Genomic DNA, 15690 nt, shown 5'->3' with positions numbered 1-15690 from the left:
AATTCTTCTTTTTTCAATTATTGGCGCTTATTGATTACCATTACAATTACGCCAGATGTTTCCTAGATCTTCTGGAAGGGTAAGAATTACCGGTTCAAGGTGAAGTTTTTCCATAAAAGCAGTATCAGAGGTAGAAAGAGGATTTGGGTTTATTCGAGCAACAAGAGTTGCAAATGCAGAAAAGTATTCACGTTCATCATCTGTTGCAAAGAAAATTGACATATTCCATGCACCATGACCCATATCCTGGTAAAATTCAAGGATCCGGATAAGATCTTCGGAAAATAATGAAACGGATGCTTGAAAATCTGAAACTGTTGTAGCCGGTAGAATACACCTGATTTCCTTCTCACCCACCGGAACATGATGCGCATACCAGAAAAGGTCGGTCCCTTTCAGACACCGCTCAGTTTGAGATTCAGATTCCTTCAAATAATTCCACCAGGATTGATTGTGCTCATTATAATACTCCAGTGATCCCCGGAGATATTTCATTAGCAAAGTATCCGGAACCGCATCACAAAGTCCCTGGAGATGAGGATGTGGTAATGATGCACCTGCAGATGGAAGATAATTCCAGTTAATAGAAACATACCCGGATTGATCTTTCATCGCCCTTATCTGCCCAGATAAGGCATTGTGAATCAAATCATAGGTAAAACGGCGAACAACATGTTCCCCGGACATAACAGTCACGGTATGATAGTGTGCAAAGGGATAGAGATTCGGAAACGTAATGCTATCTCCAACTTTGAGCCTTGAACCATCAGGAAAAACCGGAGTAACCTGACAGACCTTTTCAGGACAAAAAGGACACCCTTCTTCTGAATATTCCGGGATGTCCGGAACACCAATACCCCGTTTTACCCTCTCCGGACAGATCCGTGTTCGGATACCAGTCAGTGATTCAGTTCTGAACTCAATAAACCCGCTTGCATGCTCATGACGGTTGGACTGAAACATCTCATCTTTTCATCCCCCTCAGGAGATATCATTGTTTGTATCAGAATGTGAACAGAAAAATTCTGTCTGCTTCACAAAAAAAAGAGTATAAATTAAAATTACACGACGTATTTGCCGAGCAGACGGATGGAGTTAACCATGTCAGGTCCGAGTGGTGAACCAAAGATAATCTGGGTCACACCAGACTTGGTCAGGTCTTCACACTTCTGCTTCACCGTGTCAGGACTACCTGCGATGGTAAATGCATCGATGGTTTTATCATCGACATTCTCACCTGCAGTCTTGAAGTCGAACTTTGCAAGTGCTGCCTTGATATTTGCAACCTTGGCAAGATCAAGTCCATGACGCTGGAGCAGTGGTTCCGGAGATCCTGCTGCGATAAATGCTGCAACAATCTTTGCTGCATTCCGTGCTTTCTTCTCATTCATGTCAATGGACATAGCAGTGTATGCACCAATGTCAAAGCCTTTTTTGCCTACTTTCTCACAGGCTGCCTTGATGATTGGAATTGCGACATCGAAGTCCTTTGGGTTGGATGCATTAATCAGTGCACCATCTCCGATAGTTCCTGCAAGTTCGAGAACTTTTGGTCCCTGTGCACCGATATATACAGGAATACCCTTCTTTCCAGGCAGAGTGACACCAGTGAGCTTTGCACCGTCGTAGTCAAAGAATTTCATCCCGCTCTTTTTAACCTCTTCTCCACCCCAGAGTTTGCGCATCTGTATGACTGCTTCTTCAAGACGGCCAACTGGTTTGTCAGGGCTGATTGCGAGCTTCGGGAGGGTTGAAAGGTCACCTGGTCCGATACCCATTACAGCACGGCCATCGGAAATCTCATTAAGAGTGCATGCAAATGAGGCCATTGCTGCAGGTGTGTCGGTAAATGCGTTCATGATACCCGGACCCATCTTCAGGGTTGTGGTTGCCTGTGCAATTGCAGCAAGGGTCGGATAGCAGTGGCGGTTGTTGTAGTGGTTGGTAATCCATGCAAAATCGATATCTTTTGATTCTGCAAGTTTACAATAATTGACTACCTGTTTGACGCTAATATTTCCCGGAACGAATTCTATTCCATAACTCAAGGTAAAACACCTCAATTCACTATTAACACCCATACCGGTAAAAATATTATCATTTGATATTGGGTTTTTTAGGAAAATTTCGCATCCGATAAGACAATTCATAACAATTTGACGACACGAGGATAAGAATTGTAAAATATCCTGCTTAACGCATCGGTTTCTGTGTGATAAACGCACATTATGTGGATATCACAAAATTATTTCAGGAACACTTGTATCAGATGAACTGAATACATATATTCATATTACCAGTGGAGACAACACGGGCGTGACATAACGATATGAGACTGTTAATTATCGGGCTTGGAACTGCAGGAAGTAAAATTGCTGATGCGATAGTCAGACCCTCAGGTAGTTCATCCCGCTGTTCTGATTTACATGCTATAACAGTAGATAACGACCCTGATGTTCTTGAACACCTGAATTACATAGATGAAGAGGCAAAATTCTATTTCCCGAAAGATAACATAGATAACCCGGAACTTCTGACGACACGGTTTACCATTGACGAAGTGAAATCCAAACTCAAAGGATTTGATGTAGGCACCCATGATGCAATCCTCCTTTGTGCCGGCCTTGGTGGAGGTCTGGTCAACCTGGTACCTCATTTGGTGTCAATAATCAGAGAAACGATGTATGAACCGGTCTTTTCTCTTGTTACCATACCTGCTGAAGAAGAAGGTGAAACCAGATTAATCCAGGCGATGAAAAACCTGCAGATGATACGCCCGCTTGTTGATGGCGTCATAATATTTGATAATCAACTCTGGCTGGACAAGGCAAGAGGAGAAATGCAGGATACATTGATGCAAAAGGAGACCGGATTATCTGAAAAGTTCTGGCTTCCCGGAACTTCCGAAAAAGAAAACCTCGGACCTTTTGATCTGGTAAACAGACACATCGCACGCAGAATCAGGATTCTCATCAACGCGGGAGAGATTCAAAAAGGAGCACCCCAGACCGTTCTTGACTCACGTGAAATCCTGAACACCATTACCGGAATGTCACTCATTACCATCGGTTATGCTGAAGAAGAACTCCCTGATTCAGGGAAAATCAGTATTCTCAGGCAAAGGAATGAGTCCCGCGTAGGAAGACAGGAACGAGCGGCGAGAATTGTAAAATTAGCTGAAAGGGCAGTATTCAGGGAAATTTCAGCATATTGTGATTTTACTACGGCAAAAAAAGCCCTTATACTTCTTTCCGGCCCTGAAGATGAATTATCCATGAAAGGGTACATGGCTGTACGAAAATGGATTGATGAAAGTATTGACGGATTTGAGATGAGATCTGGAGACAATCCCGTATCAGCCAGATACATGAACCATGTTTCGGTCCTCATATTATTTTCTGGTCTTCCAACGGTAACCAGAGTTCAGGACCTATATGAACGGTTTGGAAAAAAAGAGTGAATTTTAATTATTTATCCACTACTTTCGAAAAGGGAATAGTCCCTGCCCCTATTTCTGTTCGCAATTTATAGCCCGCTTCAAATGCGCAACCAATAGAATTCATACCGGAAAATGAGACCAGGGATAACCGCTGGGGATCGGTAAGGAGATTAAAAATCCTACCCTTTCCCATGGTCAGAGGAAAACGAAACCCACAATCCTGCATTTGAGAGATTAATGATCTGCCTCGTTCTTCTGCTCTACCGGGTATTTGCCTGACATTTGCCAGGAGAAAACCAGACCCGGTATTTATATAATTATGAATGGTCGTAAGACCTGCTCCGATAAAGAGCTGTAGGGGATCAACGGTTGAACCCTGATAGCCGATAATGTCCATGAAACGAAGAGGTTTTTTTTCTTCAACCTGAATGGTTCCACCATATGCAACTTTAACTGGAATGCCATTATGCTGGAATACCCCGTCCATTGTTATACTGCAAAGGGTCAGAATTCCGGTATGTCCCGGAGGAACACGCGGATCCCGGTCGATGAAAGAATAACCGGAGAAAAAACTACAACCGGCGTCCCGTACCTGATCAAATAAGTGTGAAACCGGTTCAAGAATTTCATTCGGTACAATGGTGAGATTATATGCAACATCCCCGGTAGAACTGGATGGATCAAATGTACTTCGAAAGGCAAGCCTCTCCAGTTTTGAAATAACAAAACCAATCCGGTCATCAACAAGTGCCCGATCGGTTTCCATTATCCCGGAGGTCGTAAGGATCCTCCCTTGGTTCCCAACTTTTTCAGTAAACCCACGAGTATCAAGATATCGAAGATAGTACTGGACAGCACGATCAGTCATGACATACCCACGTTCTGCCAATAACTCAGATAACCGCTTGGCCCCCATCGGTTCCTGATGGTCTTTTAAAATCCGGAGAATTTCGATATATTTATGCTCGGTCTTGATCATCGTGCTGTAACCACCCCATGACTATCCTGATACCGGCCGGAGTATCCATCAGTAGGCGTATCTACTTCATGAAAGACCATTTGTATTATTCTGTCTCCTTCCTGCACAGATACATCTTCCGTTCCACAATTGTAAAGACATAACGTGAGATGTCCACGAAAACCCGGATCCACAAACCCTCCGCTGATAAAAATTCCGCGCCTTGCATATGAAGATCGACACCGAAGTGTCGCGGCAATGTCTAAGGGGAGTTCAACCCACTCCTTGCTAGCTAGAAGAGTCATAATATTTCGTCTAATCATGATGGTTTCGGATGCCCTGAGATCATAAGATGCAGGCTGCTGACTCTCCTCAGCATAGGGATTCAGGATCAGACCACCCATTTCAGAGGGTTTTTCCAATCGAAGACGTATTGAATTTGATGACAGAATCATATCCTAAATGTGGGAGAATAAAGATTATCAGCTTATGGATAGAAGTTATGAGGGGATCCATAGGGTAGCGGATATCCTACCGGGCTTCGGACCCGGTGACGTGGGTTCGATTCCCACTGGATCCGTCATTACAGGGACTTTCGCCGACTACTCCTGCTTTTTCTTCGCGGATGTTTCTTTTTAGACATTGCACCATAGATTCCAGCCCCTCCTGCAAGAACAACCAGTAATCCAATCACAAATACCCAAGGGATACCACCTTCCGAGGGTGAAGATGCATTAATCGTAGCAGGAGTGTGGAGAACAATCTGGTTCGGATTATTTTGTGTATTTACCGCAGTTGTATTTGGGTAGAATCCACCTTTCTCAGCTTTGACCCGGTATGGTTTCCCTTCTATCGCCGGGAGAACACTCATTCCGTCAAGCCCGGTTTCATTTGTACTCAAAGTTTCCTGGCCATCGCCCAGGAGATTAACAGAGACGTTGCAGAGTGGTTTTCCATAATTATCACTAACAAAAACCGACAGATCAATAAGTTCACTTTCCAGAACCACAATGAGTTCTCCCGTCTCATTTCCCGGAGCATAAGAGAGAGTATTTTTCTTGTATCCATCGTGGGTAACGCCGAATTCGTAGGGCTTCATCTCAAGAGAACTTATCATTATCCGGCCAAATTCGTTAGTATCACCTTTTAAATTGCCATCAAGAGTGACCTTTGCTCCGGACAATGGTTTTTGATCCTTGTTATATACTGATACAAATACGGTAGTTTTTGCTTTTACCAGGGGTATGTCCACAACCTGGTCTTCGAATGATATCGTTTTTGTCAGGTTTGCCAGGTCATATCCTTCTGCAGAGACATCATATGCATGTTCAACATTACGACTGATATTGGAGATAACAACCCCCCTTTCATTTGTGATTCCGGCAATTGCCCCATCTATTTTGATAACTGCCAAAGGAATCGAAACACCGCTAACAGAATCTGTTACCCGGATTGAAATCCTATCATTTCGCACAAGCGGATATTGGACGGTAGAGAAATCTGCCCCGGTTACAATTGTATCGCGGACAGCCTGGAAATCCTGTGCCTTTATCTCAATATTGTATACCTGGTCTGCACGAAGTGCAATTTCAGCTTTCCCGTCAAATGCAGAATTGGCTTCACTCCGGACTCCATCTTCACTGGTCGCAAAAATGTATGCATCCTTTATCGGGTTTAACGTATCTGCGTCAAAAACATCTATGTGTAATGTACTATTCCGCACCTGCAAAGGGACCAGCATTGCCGTATCATTTTCAGCTGGAGAACCAGTCCATTCCGAATATCCCCCCTTTGCCACCCTGATACTGGGATGATGCCCTTCAAAACTCAGGTTATATGCACCGTTAATATCAGTTTTTCCAGCGATTTTTCCATCAGCATAAATGATTGCATCAGGAATCAGAACAGTGCGATCTGACTGTTCAAATACTATTACCATCACAGAAGAACCTGATACAAGGAACATTGACAGGATAAGACAGATACTAACGAAACATGCGCCAGGAATATGCATACGTAATATAGTGTGTTGGTGGTTCTATAACAAAAGGATGCGGGATATCCCGCTATTCAATGGTGCGTGATCTTCCAGGAGTCCATTCCCTGATATTCGGAACACGATCAATGAGCATACCTTCCACCATGACTGGTCGGAGCCTTCTTGCTTCTTCTATTGCCTTCTCAAGCCGCCATTTTCGGTCTGCATAGATCGTAAATATCGGGTCCCCCTTGGAAAGACTTGTTCCGTGTTTTGCATGAAGATAGACTCCTGCCCCATGATCTGCCGGCGCACCTGCAGTTCTGGCAATTGAGATCAGGGAATGGTTATTCAGATCAATCACATACCCGTTGCTGTCTGCACGCACGATGTAAAAATGCTCACCAGGGTTTATCTGATCTGATTTAATATCAGGACTGCCGCCCTGAACTTCAATTATTTCAAGGAATTTTTTGTGTGCTTTGCCTGATTTGAGTAACTCTAATGCAAGTTCTGCTCCTTCTCCCCTGTTCGATTTTCCTGCCAGTTCAAATGCTATGCCGGCAATAACACAACTTTTCTGAATAAGTGATCGGGGAGAATCATTTCCTTCCAGAACGCTCAAAGCTTCCTTTATCTCCAATTTCGGCCCAATAGCACGTCCCACCGGTGCATCACCATATGTCAGTGCACATTCAACCCGCATATTCAGCCGTTCGCCTAAGTCAATAAATTGACGTGCGAGTTTTCTTCCTTCTTCTATTGAATTCACCTTGCAGTACTTACCAACCGGGATGTCAATCGCAACAACATCTGCACCAACGGCAAATTTTTTGGCCATTACACTTGCAATCATCTGACCGATCTGGTCAATTTTAAATGGGTACTCCTGGAGAATGATCTTATCATCGGCTGGTGCAATATTTGTCGCACCCCCCCAGACGATAACACCACCGGTTTTCATGGTCATTTCCTGAACTTCTGTTGCACTAAACTCAACCGGGCAAAGTACTTCCATGAGATCAGCAGTACCCCCTGCACCGGTGATTGCACGGGAACTGGTTTTTGGAATGAATAACCCGCTGGCAGCAATAATTGGCACTACAATAAGGGAGATCTTATTTCCCGGAACCCCACCAATCGAATGTTTATCAACAATCGGACCCGCATGAAATGTTATCTGGTCTCCGGTTTCAACCATGGCCCGGGTAAGAGATTCAATCTCATCCATGTCAAGCTGATTGATATAAGAACTTACAACAAATGCAGTAATTTCACTAGGAGATAGCGTATCCTGAACAATATCAGCAACAATACCTCTGATATCATCGCGGGAGAGTTTCTCCCCATTCATCTTCTTTTTAATGAGATCGAGGGAAGCCGGACGATCTGCAACCCTTACTTCAACGACTTCACTTTCATGAAGGTTTAATTGTTCCTTTGTATGGTGATATACACCAATCCGTCCCTGATCTATCAGGGTTGTTGTTGTTTCAACATAATCAGCAGTGGCTTTCCCGGTTTCCGGACAGGATATCATAATACGGTCACCAGGCAAAACGCCAAGAGATTTCGCATCGTTCTGATGCAAAAGTATTCCTCTTGCAGCGATATCCACCAGTCTGACGGTAAGTCTCATACCGGTACATACAGCCTGATTCTATTTATGGCCGTCTGATTTGAACAACTGAAATTAATAAAAAAAAAAGAGTTGAGTTTCCGATTAGTTCCGGCGCATTACAAGGAATGCGACTGCACCAAGACCTGCAAGAGCTACCAGTGCTCCAAATCCTGGGGACTGCTGGGTCGGCTCAGGGGTTGGTGGGACGGTAGTTGGTTCCGGAGTTGGTGGAACGGTGGTCGGCTCTGGAGTTGGCTCTGGAGTTGCTTCCGGAGTCTGTTCTACAGTGGGTGCAACGGTCGGAATTGCTCCTGCTTCAACAACGTTGAAGAGTGCAGTCTCGACTACATCGGTGGTAACACCGTTGACACGGACAATGTACTCATCCGGCTTGAAGGTGCTTGCATCGACATTGAATGCCCACTTGTTCAGACCGTCAGTGCCCTGCTGGACCTTGACAGTTCCGGTTGCACCGCTGAACTCACCACTCTGTGACTTGTCGGTTGGCTTGAATGAGGATGAAGTTACCTCGACAAGCAGATCGTTGTCGTCATACATGAGGTTGGTGGTTCCGCTGATCTCGAATTTGGATCCTACAGACTGCTCACCGATCGGGTTGATGGTGACCTTTGGCTCCTCAACGAGGAACTGCAGCTTAGTGTAGGTATCGTCGACCATTGCAGAGTTGATTGCCTGCACAAGTGCCTCTGCTGCGTCAGTTCCCTGAAGGGCACCTGAACCGCCAAGCTTGAATACCTGGGAGTTCCGGGTAGGGTAGGAACCATAGACGTACTGTGGCTCGAGTGGGTTGTCAGGATAGACATCAAACTCGTTGTTGTACATCGGGTGCTGGATAACTACGAAGTACTGTCCTGCATAAAGATTTGCAGTATCTGCACTCTTGAGTTCGTGCTCGAATGACATGTCATCGTTAACGGACTCAGTTGCGTAGAGAACTTTGTTCTTTCCAAGAATCCAGATTGCGATACCTGCAGATGGGTCGCCTTCTGCTGTACCACGGAGGTACATCTTGTCACCCTTTGCAACAACACTTGCAGATGCAGTTGCCTGGATGTATGGTTTCTTGATTACGAGGGATACGGTGTCATACTGTGCATCAGCCAGGTGAGACTTGTCACGTGGAGCGCTTACAGCGTATACGGTATAGGTTCCTGCGTCAATCTCAAGGTTGGCGGTCTGCCACTTGAATTCGTAGTTGTCATCGTCCTGGACATCAGCCTGGTCAAAGGATGCTGCCTGGTCGTTGTTGACTTCCTTACGTGGAGATTTCAGCATGCCTCCATTGGTTGGGAGGTTTGGACCTGTTATGAAGAGATAGGTAAGATCAGTCTCGGAGTTGGTACCGGAGAGTTTGACTTCCTCACCAAGGTAGTAGCTCTGGTCACCAGATGCGACGATGGTTACATCGCCCTTCTCTACCTTGACATCGACCTCATCAGACTTGTACTGGCTGCCGGACTTGCGTTCGACACGGATAGTGTACTTCTTGTCTTTGGTGTCTTTGGAACTCTTCCACTCTACGGTTCTGGTACCACTGGAATTAAGTTTTACAAGTGCGTAGAACTTGGTTCCGTGATAATCGGGATCGTCGGGGACATCTTGCTTAATGCTCTTTCCTGCTCCGCCTTCATACTGGTACTTACCGATTTCGTATGGACCTGCGGCTGCGTCCTGCTTGACGTCAACCTGGGCATCGAGGATCATCGGGGGCTGGTCATCAGGCTGGCCGGTCATTGAACCGGTTCCCTTTGCCCAGACATAGTACTCAGCATTCGGAACACCAGTGATGGTTACAGAGAAGGGGTTGCCACGGACTACTGTGTCCTTGTTGGCTTCGATCTTCACCTGGTCGGTGGCGATCTGAACACTCTTTACTGCAGAGATAGTCTTACCGGTATAATCAGAACCATCAGGTGCGGTATACTGATCCTTCATGCTGTTGGCATTACACTCTGCCCAGACTGTGTAGGTACCAGCCTTGTACATACGGTTACCGTATTTGTCTTCGGCTGCAGTGTACCAACCATCGTTGGTTGCTGGTTCAGTGTGCTTGTTATCCGGACTTACCCAGTACCAGAGTTGCTGGTTAACAGAAAGCTGGGTAAGCGCAATTTCCTTACCGTTGTTTCCAACGAGAGTGGTATAGACACCACCATCTGCACTCTTTACTTTGATCTTGAAAGGTGCATCTGCAGGCTGGTAACCCGGACGGGTGATGATGCTCTGCATGTTGGTCTCAACGACAAAGTTTCCGTAGTTACCTACCGGAATTGCCTTGCCGGTTACATCTTCATCAACAGATCCGTCCCAGATTTTAAGGTTCAGGGAGGGTTCCTTGATATTAAAGGCAAGCTGGCCTTTTATGCTTCCATTCCACTGATACCAGTTGCCGGTCTTCCCGACGAAGATATCAGGTGAAACGTAAAATGACTGTGCATTGGTTACCTGCTGGATATCTGCAGGCTGCTCAGTCTCTGTGTTGGTACCTGGCTGCCACCATGCAATCTGGCTGGAACCGCCAACAGCTGCAGAAACATCAAGACTCTTTTCTCCAAGGAAGACTTCTCCTCCTGCAGGAATCTTGTTGATTGCTGCAGATGCCGGGAATGCCACAATTGCAAGTGCAACGAGCACCATCATGACAACTGCTAATTTTGCGTTCATTACATGTCCTCCGAACAAACGTTCGTTCGCATTCATCCGCCGATCAGTCATTGTTATTGGTGACTGTTCACCGGAGGTATGCACATACTCCGAGAAATCGAAGTATGAATAGATATTTGTGAAGAGCCTTTTATATCCTTTTTGGTATTACTCAAAAAAAAATGAAAAAAATGTGTGCTCAATTTTGGATTATCCCAAAATTTCATGAGAATTTCAGATCTTCTCTTAACAGCTGTGGCAGACCAAAGATTCAGATCTGAATCTGGAGACCTTTTTCGCGCATTTACATTCCTGATACTCATACAGCCAGGGAAGACGGCAAAACATTTATCTGCAAAGTAAGGTAACATATAGAGGCTCGCAGCCCGATAGTGTAGAGGTCAATCATACAAGGCTCTGGACCTTGTGACAGCAGTTCGAATCTGCTTCGGGCTATTATTTTTCATAATTCTTTTTTGAAGAGTATATGCCAATTATGCCTACGTGACCAGTGTGATAGGTTCCAATTTCTATCACCTCGATATTGCCTACTCCTGCATCTAAAAGTAAACTGCAAACATTTTCGATAAGTTCATTCTTCTCCTTCTGGACCCCCATAGATAACATTTTCAAAAAGAGGATTAACAATCCTCCATTTTTAAGCATGAAGAGATTTTTAATCGCTATTTCAGCCTGGTCCCGTTGTGCAATATCCTGGATCAAAACATCCACCACTTCAACAAAAGGAGTATACCGCTCCGGATATCTGGCATCCTGAAAAAATGGAATAATATTAGATCGCTGGTTCGCGAGACGGACAAGATTTCGAACCGGACGATATGCAAACTCGATAGCATATACCACTTCAGCATAATCGGCTACAAATGATACCGTTGTACCGGCTGCAGCCCCAAGATAGAGCACCCGTGTATTATCAAGGGGCGGTTCAAAACCAAGGTGACAAAGAGCAGCAACTTTACTCCGCTTCGGCTCCCAAACACGTTTTCCATTATAAACCCGATCTCCTGGTAATATCCGTCCAGGAGATAGAAGATTACCATCCTGCCAGATTAGGTTTCCTTTCCGGCCCTGCATATCCGCTCACCTGCTTTTTTAATGAAAATTTCATCCGAAACACCACGGTAAAGATCAATTTTTGCTGCAATTCCCAGTTGACAGGCTACAACCCTGCTGACACGTCCTCTGAATCTTCTTTTTGCATGACGAATTCCCTTATATTGATATATAATTCCATGTTTCGGAGGGTTTGTACCAGCAGTCAGATGGACAAAAAGAGAAGATCCTGCCCCAAAAACCTGGAGAGAGGATGCAGGCATGCTTGCAAGATGCTGTTTACTCCCTGCTTTTGCAAGTAACCGGGCTGAAACAAGAGGGCCACACAGGGCAGACATATTTGGAAGGATTTTTTCTGCCAGCCTGCCGATATCATGGGCCAGAGTAGTTCTTGTTTCCTGGAGCCTTTGGAGATCTTTTGCCATCCGGTTAAGCGGATCTTCAGTAGTTTTCGTGAGTGTGTCTATCAGAGACCTGATATTTCTCTGGTATCCGGCGAGTTCGGCAGGGTTCAGTGCAATGTAATAATCCTCAATTTTTTCTGACAATTTTGAAAGTGAACGGTCTGCCTCATCAAGAATCCTGACAAGATGAATAAGAGAAGCTTCATCTTTATCCGAATTATCTGCAAGTTCACGAACAACAAGTCCGATAGAAAGATCCCGAAGAAGCGAAAGATATCCGGCCCGGTCTGCGACAATACCTTCCGCTACCGCATCCCGCCAACTTGGATGGAAACTGATACATCCTTCCTCTCTTTTTCTTTGAACATCTGTTATGATTTTTTCAGGGATTCGTGAAACAGAACTCATAATTGAACCCTGCTCATCAATGCAAAGATGATACCAGTATTTTTTTTCTAATGTCTTCACATCCATGTTCACCTCATAGCCCCATTATTCCGAATGAATAGAGAATTACCGGAATTGTAACAACACCCATGCAGGGAATACGGGAAATATCGAGAATTTCAGGTATCATTCCAACAGCTGTTGCAAGGATGAGAATCACCAGACCAAAAGGACCGGTCAGAACGCCACAAACAATAACCAGACATATTGCAACAAAAGTATTCAGAGATGAACTATTCAGCCCTGATAACAATTCTGCTTTTCCTGCACAGAAAATCGTGAGACCATATGCCAGGAGAGCGGAAAATCCAGCGACAAAAAGGAGAAGAAAAACCGGAGGAGTTTCAAATCCGGAGAAAACAGCCATAACTCCATTTCTCATCCTGCCAATTGCAATGAAGACTGCAATGCCAATAATACTATTGGCCAATGTTGAAGCCCCGGTAGCTGCCAGGTAATTTCGTCGCTTATTATCATATGGAATGAACCCGGATACAAGAGTATTTGCCGAAGCGGTGGATAATCCTGGGAGCCATCCAACCACCAGCCCGGCAAAGGTCCCGGGAATTGCAGATTTGATAACCGAACTTCCTGAAATGATAGTTCCTGAAAAGTGTTGCCTGGGAATAGTGCCTTCAGATGCTGTCAGAAGAAAAGGGAGACCAAAAAGCCCGGTCAGAAGTGGCATCAGGATGCTACCTGCACCAAGCGTATTCCATAAAAGATATTCAAATCTGAATGAGAAAAGTCCGAGAATACCTGATACAATACACAGTGCAAATAGCCACCCGGACGCTTCACTGCGCACGATTATCATTCCCATGATTAAAACCAGGATTGAACCGGTCAGCACATCTATTGAGGGTTGCATGAGAGGAATGAACCATAATGCAGATAACGCCAGGGGGATTGTAAGAATTACCCCCCAGAGACTTCCAAGAGCAGAAATCCGGACCGCTTCTTCACCTTTTCCATCCATCGTAAGTGAATGAGCAGGAAGAATTGAAAGAGAAGTGCCGTCATCGGGCACTCCCAAAAAGGTTGCAGGTACAATTTCCAGAAATGAATGGGTAATAAGCGTGGCAATAAGAATTGCTGCCAATCCTTCGGGCCCGAGGAAGGAGAGAATTGCAGGCGAAAACCCAAGCATGAGGGCTGCAATCATATTTGCATGAATTCCTGGCGTCAGACCACTGATCATACCACATACTACACCACCGATACTACCGGCCAAAACGTGAAACATCTGGTTCTCATGGATTTAAGTGTATAGAACGCATAAAATATCCGCATCCGTTCTGAAAAATTGGGGCCGGGGGATGATATGCGGATTGCAATAACACGTCTGAAAGGAAAAGAGGGAGATGACCAGGCAAGGTGCGCACGAAGAGGCCATGATTGTTTTTCAATATCCCCAATGATTGGAGAGATGAATCATGATACCATTGATCTGTTTATTCAGGATGTAAAAGACAGAAAATTTAACTGTATTTTCTTTACAAGTGCCCTTCCAGCAGGCCAGCTCGGGCCAATCCTTCAGGATCTCCCTCTCCCCCGGGTAATTGCAATTGGACCCCAGACTGCAAAAGCACTCCGTGAGTATGGAATCATTTGTGAAGTCCTTCATGAATTTTATTCCCGGGCATTTGTCCCATACCTTGGCGATTGGATTGTTAACAAAAAGGTAGGAATTCCACGATCTGATGCACCCAACCAAAAACTTCTTGATGGAATCAGGGATGCTGGGGGGTTTCCAATTGAGTATCAAATTTACTCTCTGATTCCGACTTATGAACTATTGAACCTAAATGGTGCCGAGGCTATCCTTTTTACCAGTGCCTTATCCTTTAAGTCTGCTCTCTGGAAAAGAAGGGAGGATCTTATTCTGATTGCAATTGGTGATGTGACTGCAGAAGCAATGGAAGAAGCAGGTCTTTCTCCAGATGTAGTTGGAGATGGATCACTGGAAGGAACTCTTGATGAACTCAATCTCTTTCTTCTCATGAATCCAGGTGGATAATGGAGACAAAAACATCAGTTTTACAAGACATTTCATCCCATCAGGGTTCCGTTATCCTGATAGACAAACCACGTGGACCATCAAGCCACCAGGTTGCTGCATGGGTCAGGGATATGACCGGAGTTTCGTCGGTAGGTCACACAGGAACCCTTGATCCTCCGGTTTCAGGAGTTCTGGTAATCCTGATTGGAAGAGCAGTGCGTCTTACCACTATCCTTCACCAGGATGATAAGGAGTACATTGCTCTTCTTCGATTGCAGGGAGATGTTTCGGATGCAGAACTCAAAGAAGTCATTGCACTTTTCACAGGAAGGATTTACCAAAAACCACCGAAAAGAAGTGCAGTAAAGCGGGCACTTCGAATTAGGGAGATTCAGGATATTGAGCTCCTGTCACGGGAAGGGCGACTTGTTCTGCTCAGGGTCAGGTGTGATTCAGGAACATACATCAGATCCCTCTGTCATCACATCGGTTTGGCATGCGGAGTCGGAGGACACATGGCAGAACTCCGGAGAACCAGATCCGGACCGTTCCTTGAGAAAGATTGTGTCACCCTTCATACTCTGCGTGATGCTGTGGAATTGGCAAGAGCAGGAGATGATGCACCACTACGAAGTATTGTTCGTTCTCCTCTTGAAGCACTTGAAGGAATACCCCGTGTGTACATCAAGGAGTCTGCAGCAGATGCAATCTGTCATGGAGCAAGGCTCTCATCCAAAGGAATCATCAGCCATGATAATTTCCAGATGGAAGACCAGGTAGCCATCCTTGTTGAAAAAGATCTTATCGCAGTTGGTGATGCTCTGATCAGCAGTTCACGAATTGTACCTGGGGAAAAGGGTCTTGTTATTGCTCCCCATATTGTGATGCAGGATATCGGAGTCTATCCAAAGGTGTGGAAAACCCATCAGACAAAGAGAGAAAAGTCTTAAAAGAACTGACTGTTAATGTATATAGGCATCTCATGCTGAGGTAGTCTAGTCTGGGAAGGCGCAAGATTGGAAATCTTGTGGGAGCAATCCCTCGGGAGTTCAAATCTCCCCCTTAGCGCTCATTTTTTTTACACCATCACATAATCTCAATCT

Annotated in this window: 13 protein-coding genes and 3 tRNA genes; 6 read left to right on the top strand and 10 right to left on the bottom strand. The window is 45.1% G+C overall.

The features are described from left to right. Window positions 1-27: 27 nt before the first annotated feature. Both DLD82_RS10035 and DLD82_RS10030 read right to left on the bottom strand, forming a co-directional pair. Window positions 28-963, bottom strand: a complete 936-nt coding sequence (locus DLD82_RS10035) for a galactose-1-phosphate uridylyltransferase (protein WP_109940971.1) — start codon at window positions 961-963, stop codon at window positions 28-30. A 98-nt stretch (window positions 964-1061) separates the two neighbouring features. Further along, entirely contained in the window at window positions 1062-2048 is a 987-nt protein-coding gene (locus tag DLD82_RS10030; RefSeq protein WP_109940970.1) for a 5,10-methylenetetrahydromethanopterin reductase, read from the bottom strand. Between the two features lie 281 nt (window positions 2049-2329). On the opposite strand from DLD82_RS10030, the gene DLD82_RS10025 reads away from it, so the two are divergent. After that, entirely contained in the window at window positions 2330-3460 is a 1131-nt protein-coding gene (locus DLD82_RS10025; protein WP_109940969.1) for a tubulin/FtsZ family protein, read from the top strand. Between the two features lie 7 nt (window positions 3461-3467). Here the strand turns inward: DLD82_RS10025 and DLD82_RS10020 are convergent, their stop codons facing one another. Together DLD82_RS10020 and DLD82_RS10015 are read right to left on the bottom strand one after the other, a co-directional pair. After that, window positions 3468-4418 (bottom strand): DUF128 domain-containing protein, encoded by a 951-nt coding sequence (locus DLD82_RS10020; RefSeq protein ID WP_109940968.1) that lies wholly within the window; start codon window positions 4416-4418, stop codon window positions 3468-3470. Next, on the bottom strand, window positions 4415-4852 hold the full coding sequence (locus tag DLD82_RS10015; RefSeq protein ID WP_109940967.1) for a dCTP deaminase: 438 nt from the start codon (window positions 4850-4852) through the stop codon (window positions 4415-4417). Before DLD82_RS10015 ends, DLD82_RS10020 begins: the two co-directional genes overlap by 4 nt. A gap of 53 nt (window positions 4853-4905) precedes the next feature. Between DLD82_RS10015 and DLD82_RS10010 the strand changes: the two genes are divergently transcribed. Further along, window positions 4906-4977 (top strand) — tRNA-Arg (locus tag DLD82_RS10010). A 3-nt stretch (window positions 4978-4980) separates the two neighbouring features. Here the strand turns inward: DLD82_RS10010 and DLD82_RS10005 are convergent. The 3 genes from DLD82_RS10005 to DLD82_RS09995 all read right to left on the bottom strand — a co-directional run bounded on the left by DLD82_RS10005 (window position 4981) and on the right by DLD82_RS09995 (window position 10732). After that, a complete protein-coding gene (locus tag DLD82_RS10005; protein ID WP_181391365.1) occupies window positions 4981-6411 on the bottom strand; it encodes a hypothetical protein in 1431 nt (476 codons plus the stop codon). A 52-nt stretch (window positions 6412-6463) separates the two neighbouring features. Next, window positions 6464-8014 (bottom strand): AMP phosphorylase, encoded by a 1551-nt coding sequence (locus DLD82_RS10000; RefSeq protein ID WP_109940965.1) that lies wholly within the window; start codon window positions 8012-8014, stop codon window positions 6464-6466. A gap of 84 nt (window positions 8015-8098) precedes the next feature. Further along, window positions 8099-10732 (bottom strand): MEMAR_RS02690 family S-layer glycoprotein, encoded by a 2634-nt coding sequence (locus tag DLD82_RS09995; protein WP_245920414.1) that lies wholly within the window; start codon window positions 10730-10732, stop codon window positions 8099-8101. A gap of 311 nt (window positions 10733-11043) precedes the next feature. On the opposite strand from DLD82_RS09995, the gene DLD82_RS09990 reads away from it, so the two are divergent. Next, window positions 11044-11116: transfer RNA gene (locus tag DLD82_RS09990), tRNA-Gln, on the top strand. Here DLD82_RS09990 and DLD82_RS09985 read toward each other — a convergent pair. The 3 genes from DLD82_RS09985 to DLD82_RS09975 are packed head-to-tail and all read right to left on the bottom strand — an operon-like array spanning window position 11117 to window position 13831. Then, the gene (locus DLD82_RS09985) at window positions 11117-11755 is read right to left on the bottom strand and encodes a fibrillarin-like rRNA/tRNA 2'-O-methyltransferase (protein WP_109940964.1); all 639 of its coding nucleotides are present in this window, start codon (window positions 11753-11755) and stop codon (window positions 11117-11119) included. Continuing rightward, on the bottom strand, window positions 11731-12606 hold the full coding sequence (locus DLD82_RS09980; RefSeq protein WP_181391364.1) for an NOP5/NOP56 family protein: 876 nt from the start codon (window positions 12604-12606) through the stop codon (window positions 11731-11733). Before DLD82_RS09980 ends, DLD82_RS09985 begins: the two co-directional genes overlap by 25 nt. Window positions 12607-12619: 13 nt before the next feature. After that, entirely contained in the window at window positions 12620-13831 is a 1212-nt protein-coding gene (locus tag DLD82_RS09975; RefSeq protein WP_109940962.1) for a tripartite tricarboxylate transporter permease, read from the bottom strand. Between the two features lie 78 nt (window positions 13832-13909). On the opposite strand from DLD82_RS09975, the gene DLD82_RS09970 reads away from it, so the two are divergent. From DLD82_RS09970 to DLD82_RS09960, 3 genes are all read left to right on the top strand, one after another. Beyond that, window positions 13910-14605, top strand: coding sequence for a uroporphyrinogen-III synthase (locus tag DLD82_RS09970; RefSeq protein ID WP_109940961.1), 696 nt, complete (start codon window positions 13910-13912; stop codon window positions 14603-14605). Then, a complete protein-coding gene (locus DLD82_RS09965) occupies window positions 14605-15537 on the top strand; it encodes an RNA-guided pseudouridylation complex pseudouridine synthase subunit Cbf5 (protein WP_109940960.1) in 933 nt (310 codons plus the stop codon). Before DLD82_RS09970 ends, DLD82_RS09965 begins: the two co-directional genes overlap by 1 nt. A 34-nt stretch (window positions 15538-15571) precedes the next feature. Further along, a tRNA-Ser gene (locus tag DLD82_RS09960) sits at window positions 15572-15655 on the top strand. The last annotated feature ends 35 nt before the right edge of the window (window positions 15656-15690 follow it).

Origin of the sequence: Methanospirillum stamsii, assembly GCF_003173335.1 — an archaeon.
In the GTDB taxonomy this organism is placed as follows: Archaea; Halobacteriota; Methanomicrobia; order Methanomicrobiales; family Methanospirillaceae; genus Methanospirillum; species Methanospirillum stamsii.
The sequence above is the reverse complement of the archived record's forward strand: the minus strand, read 5'-3'. Positions and strand labels throughout refer to the sequence as shown.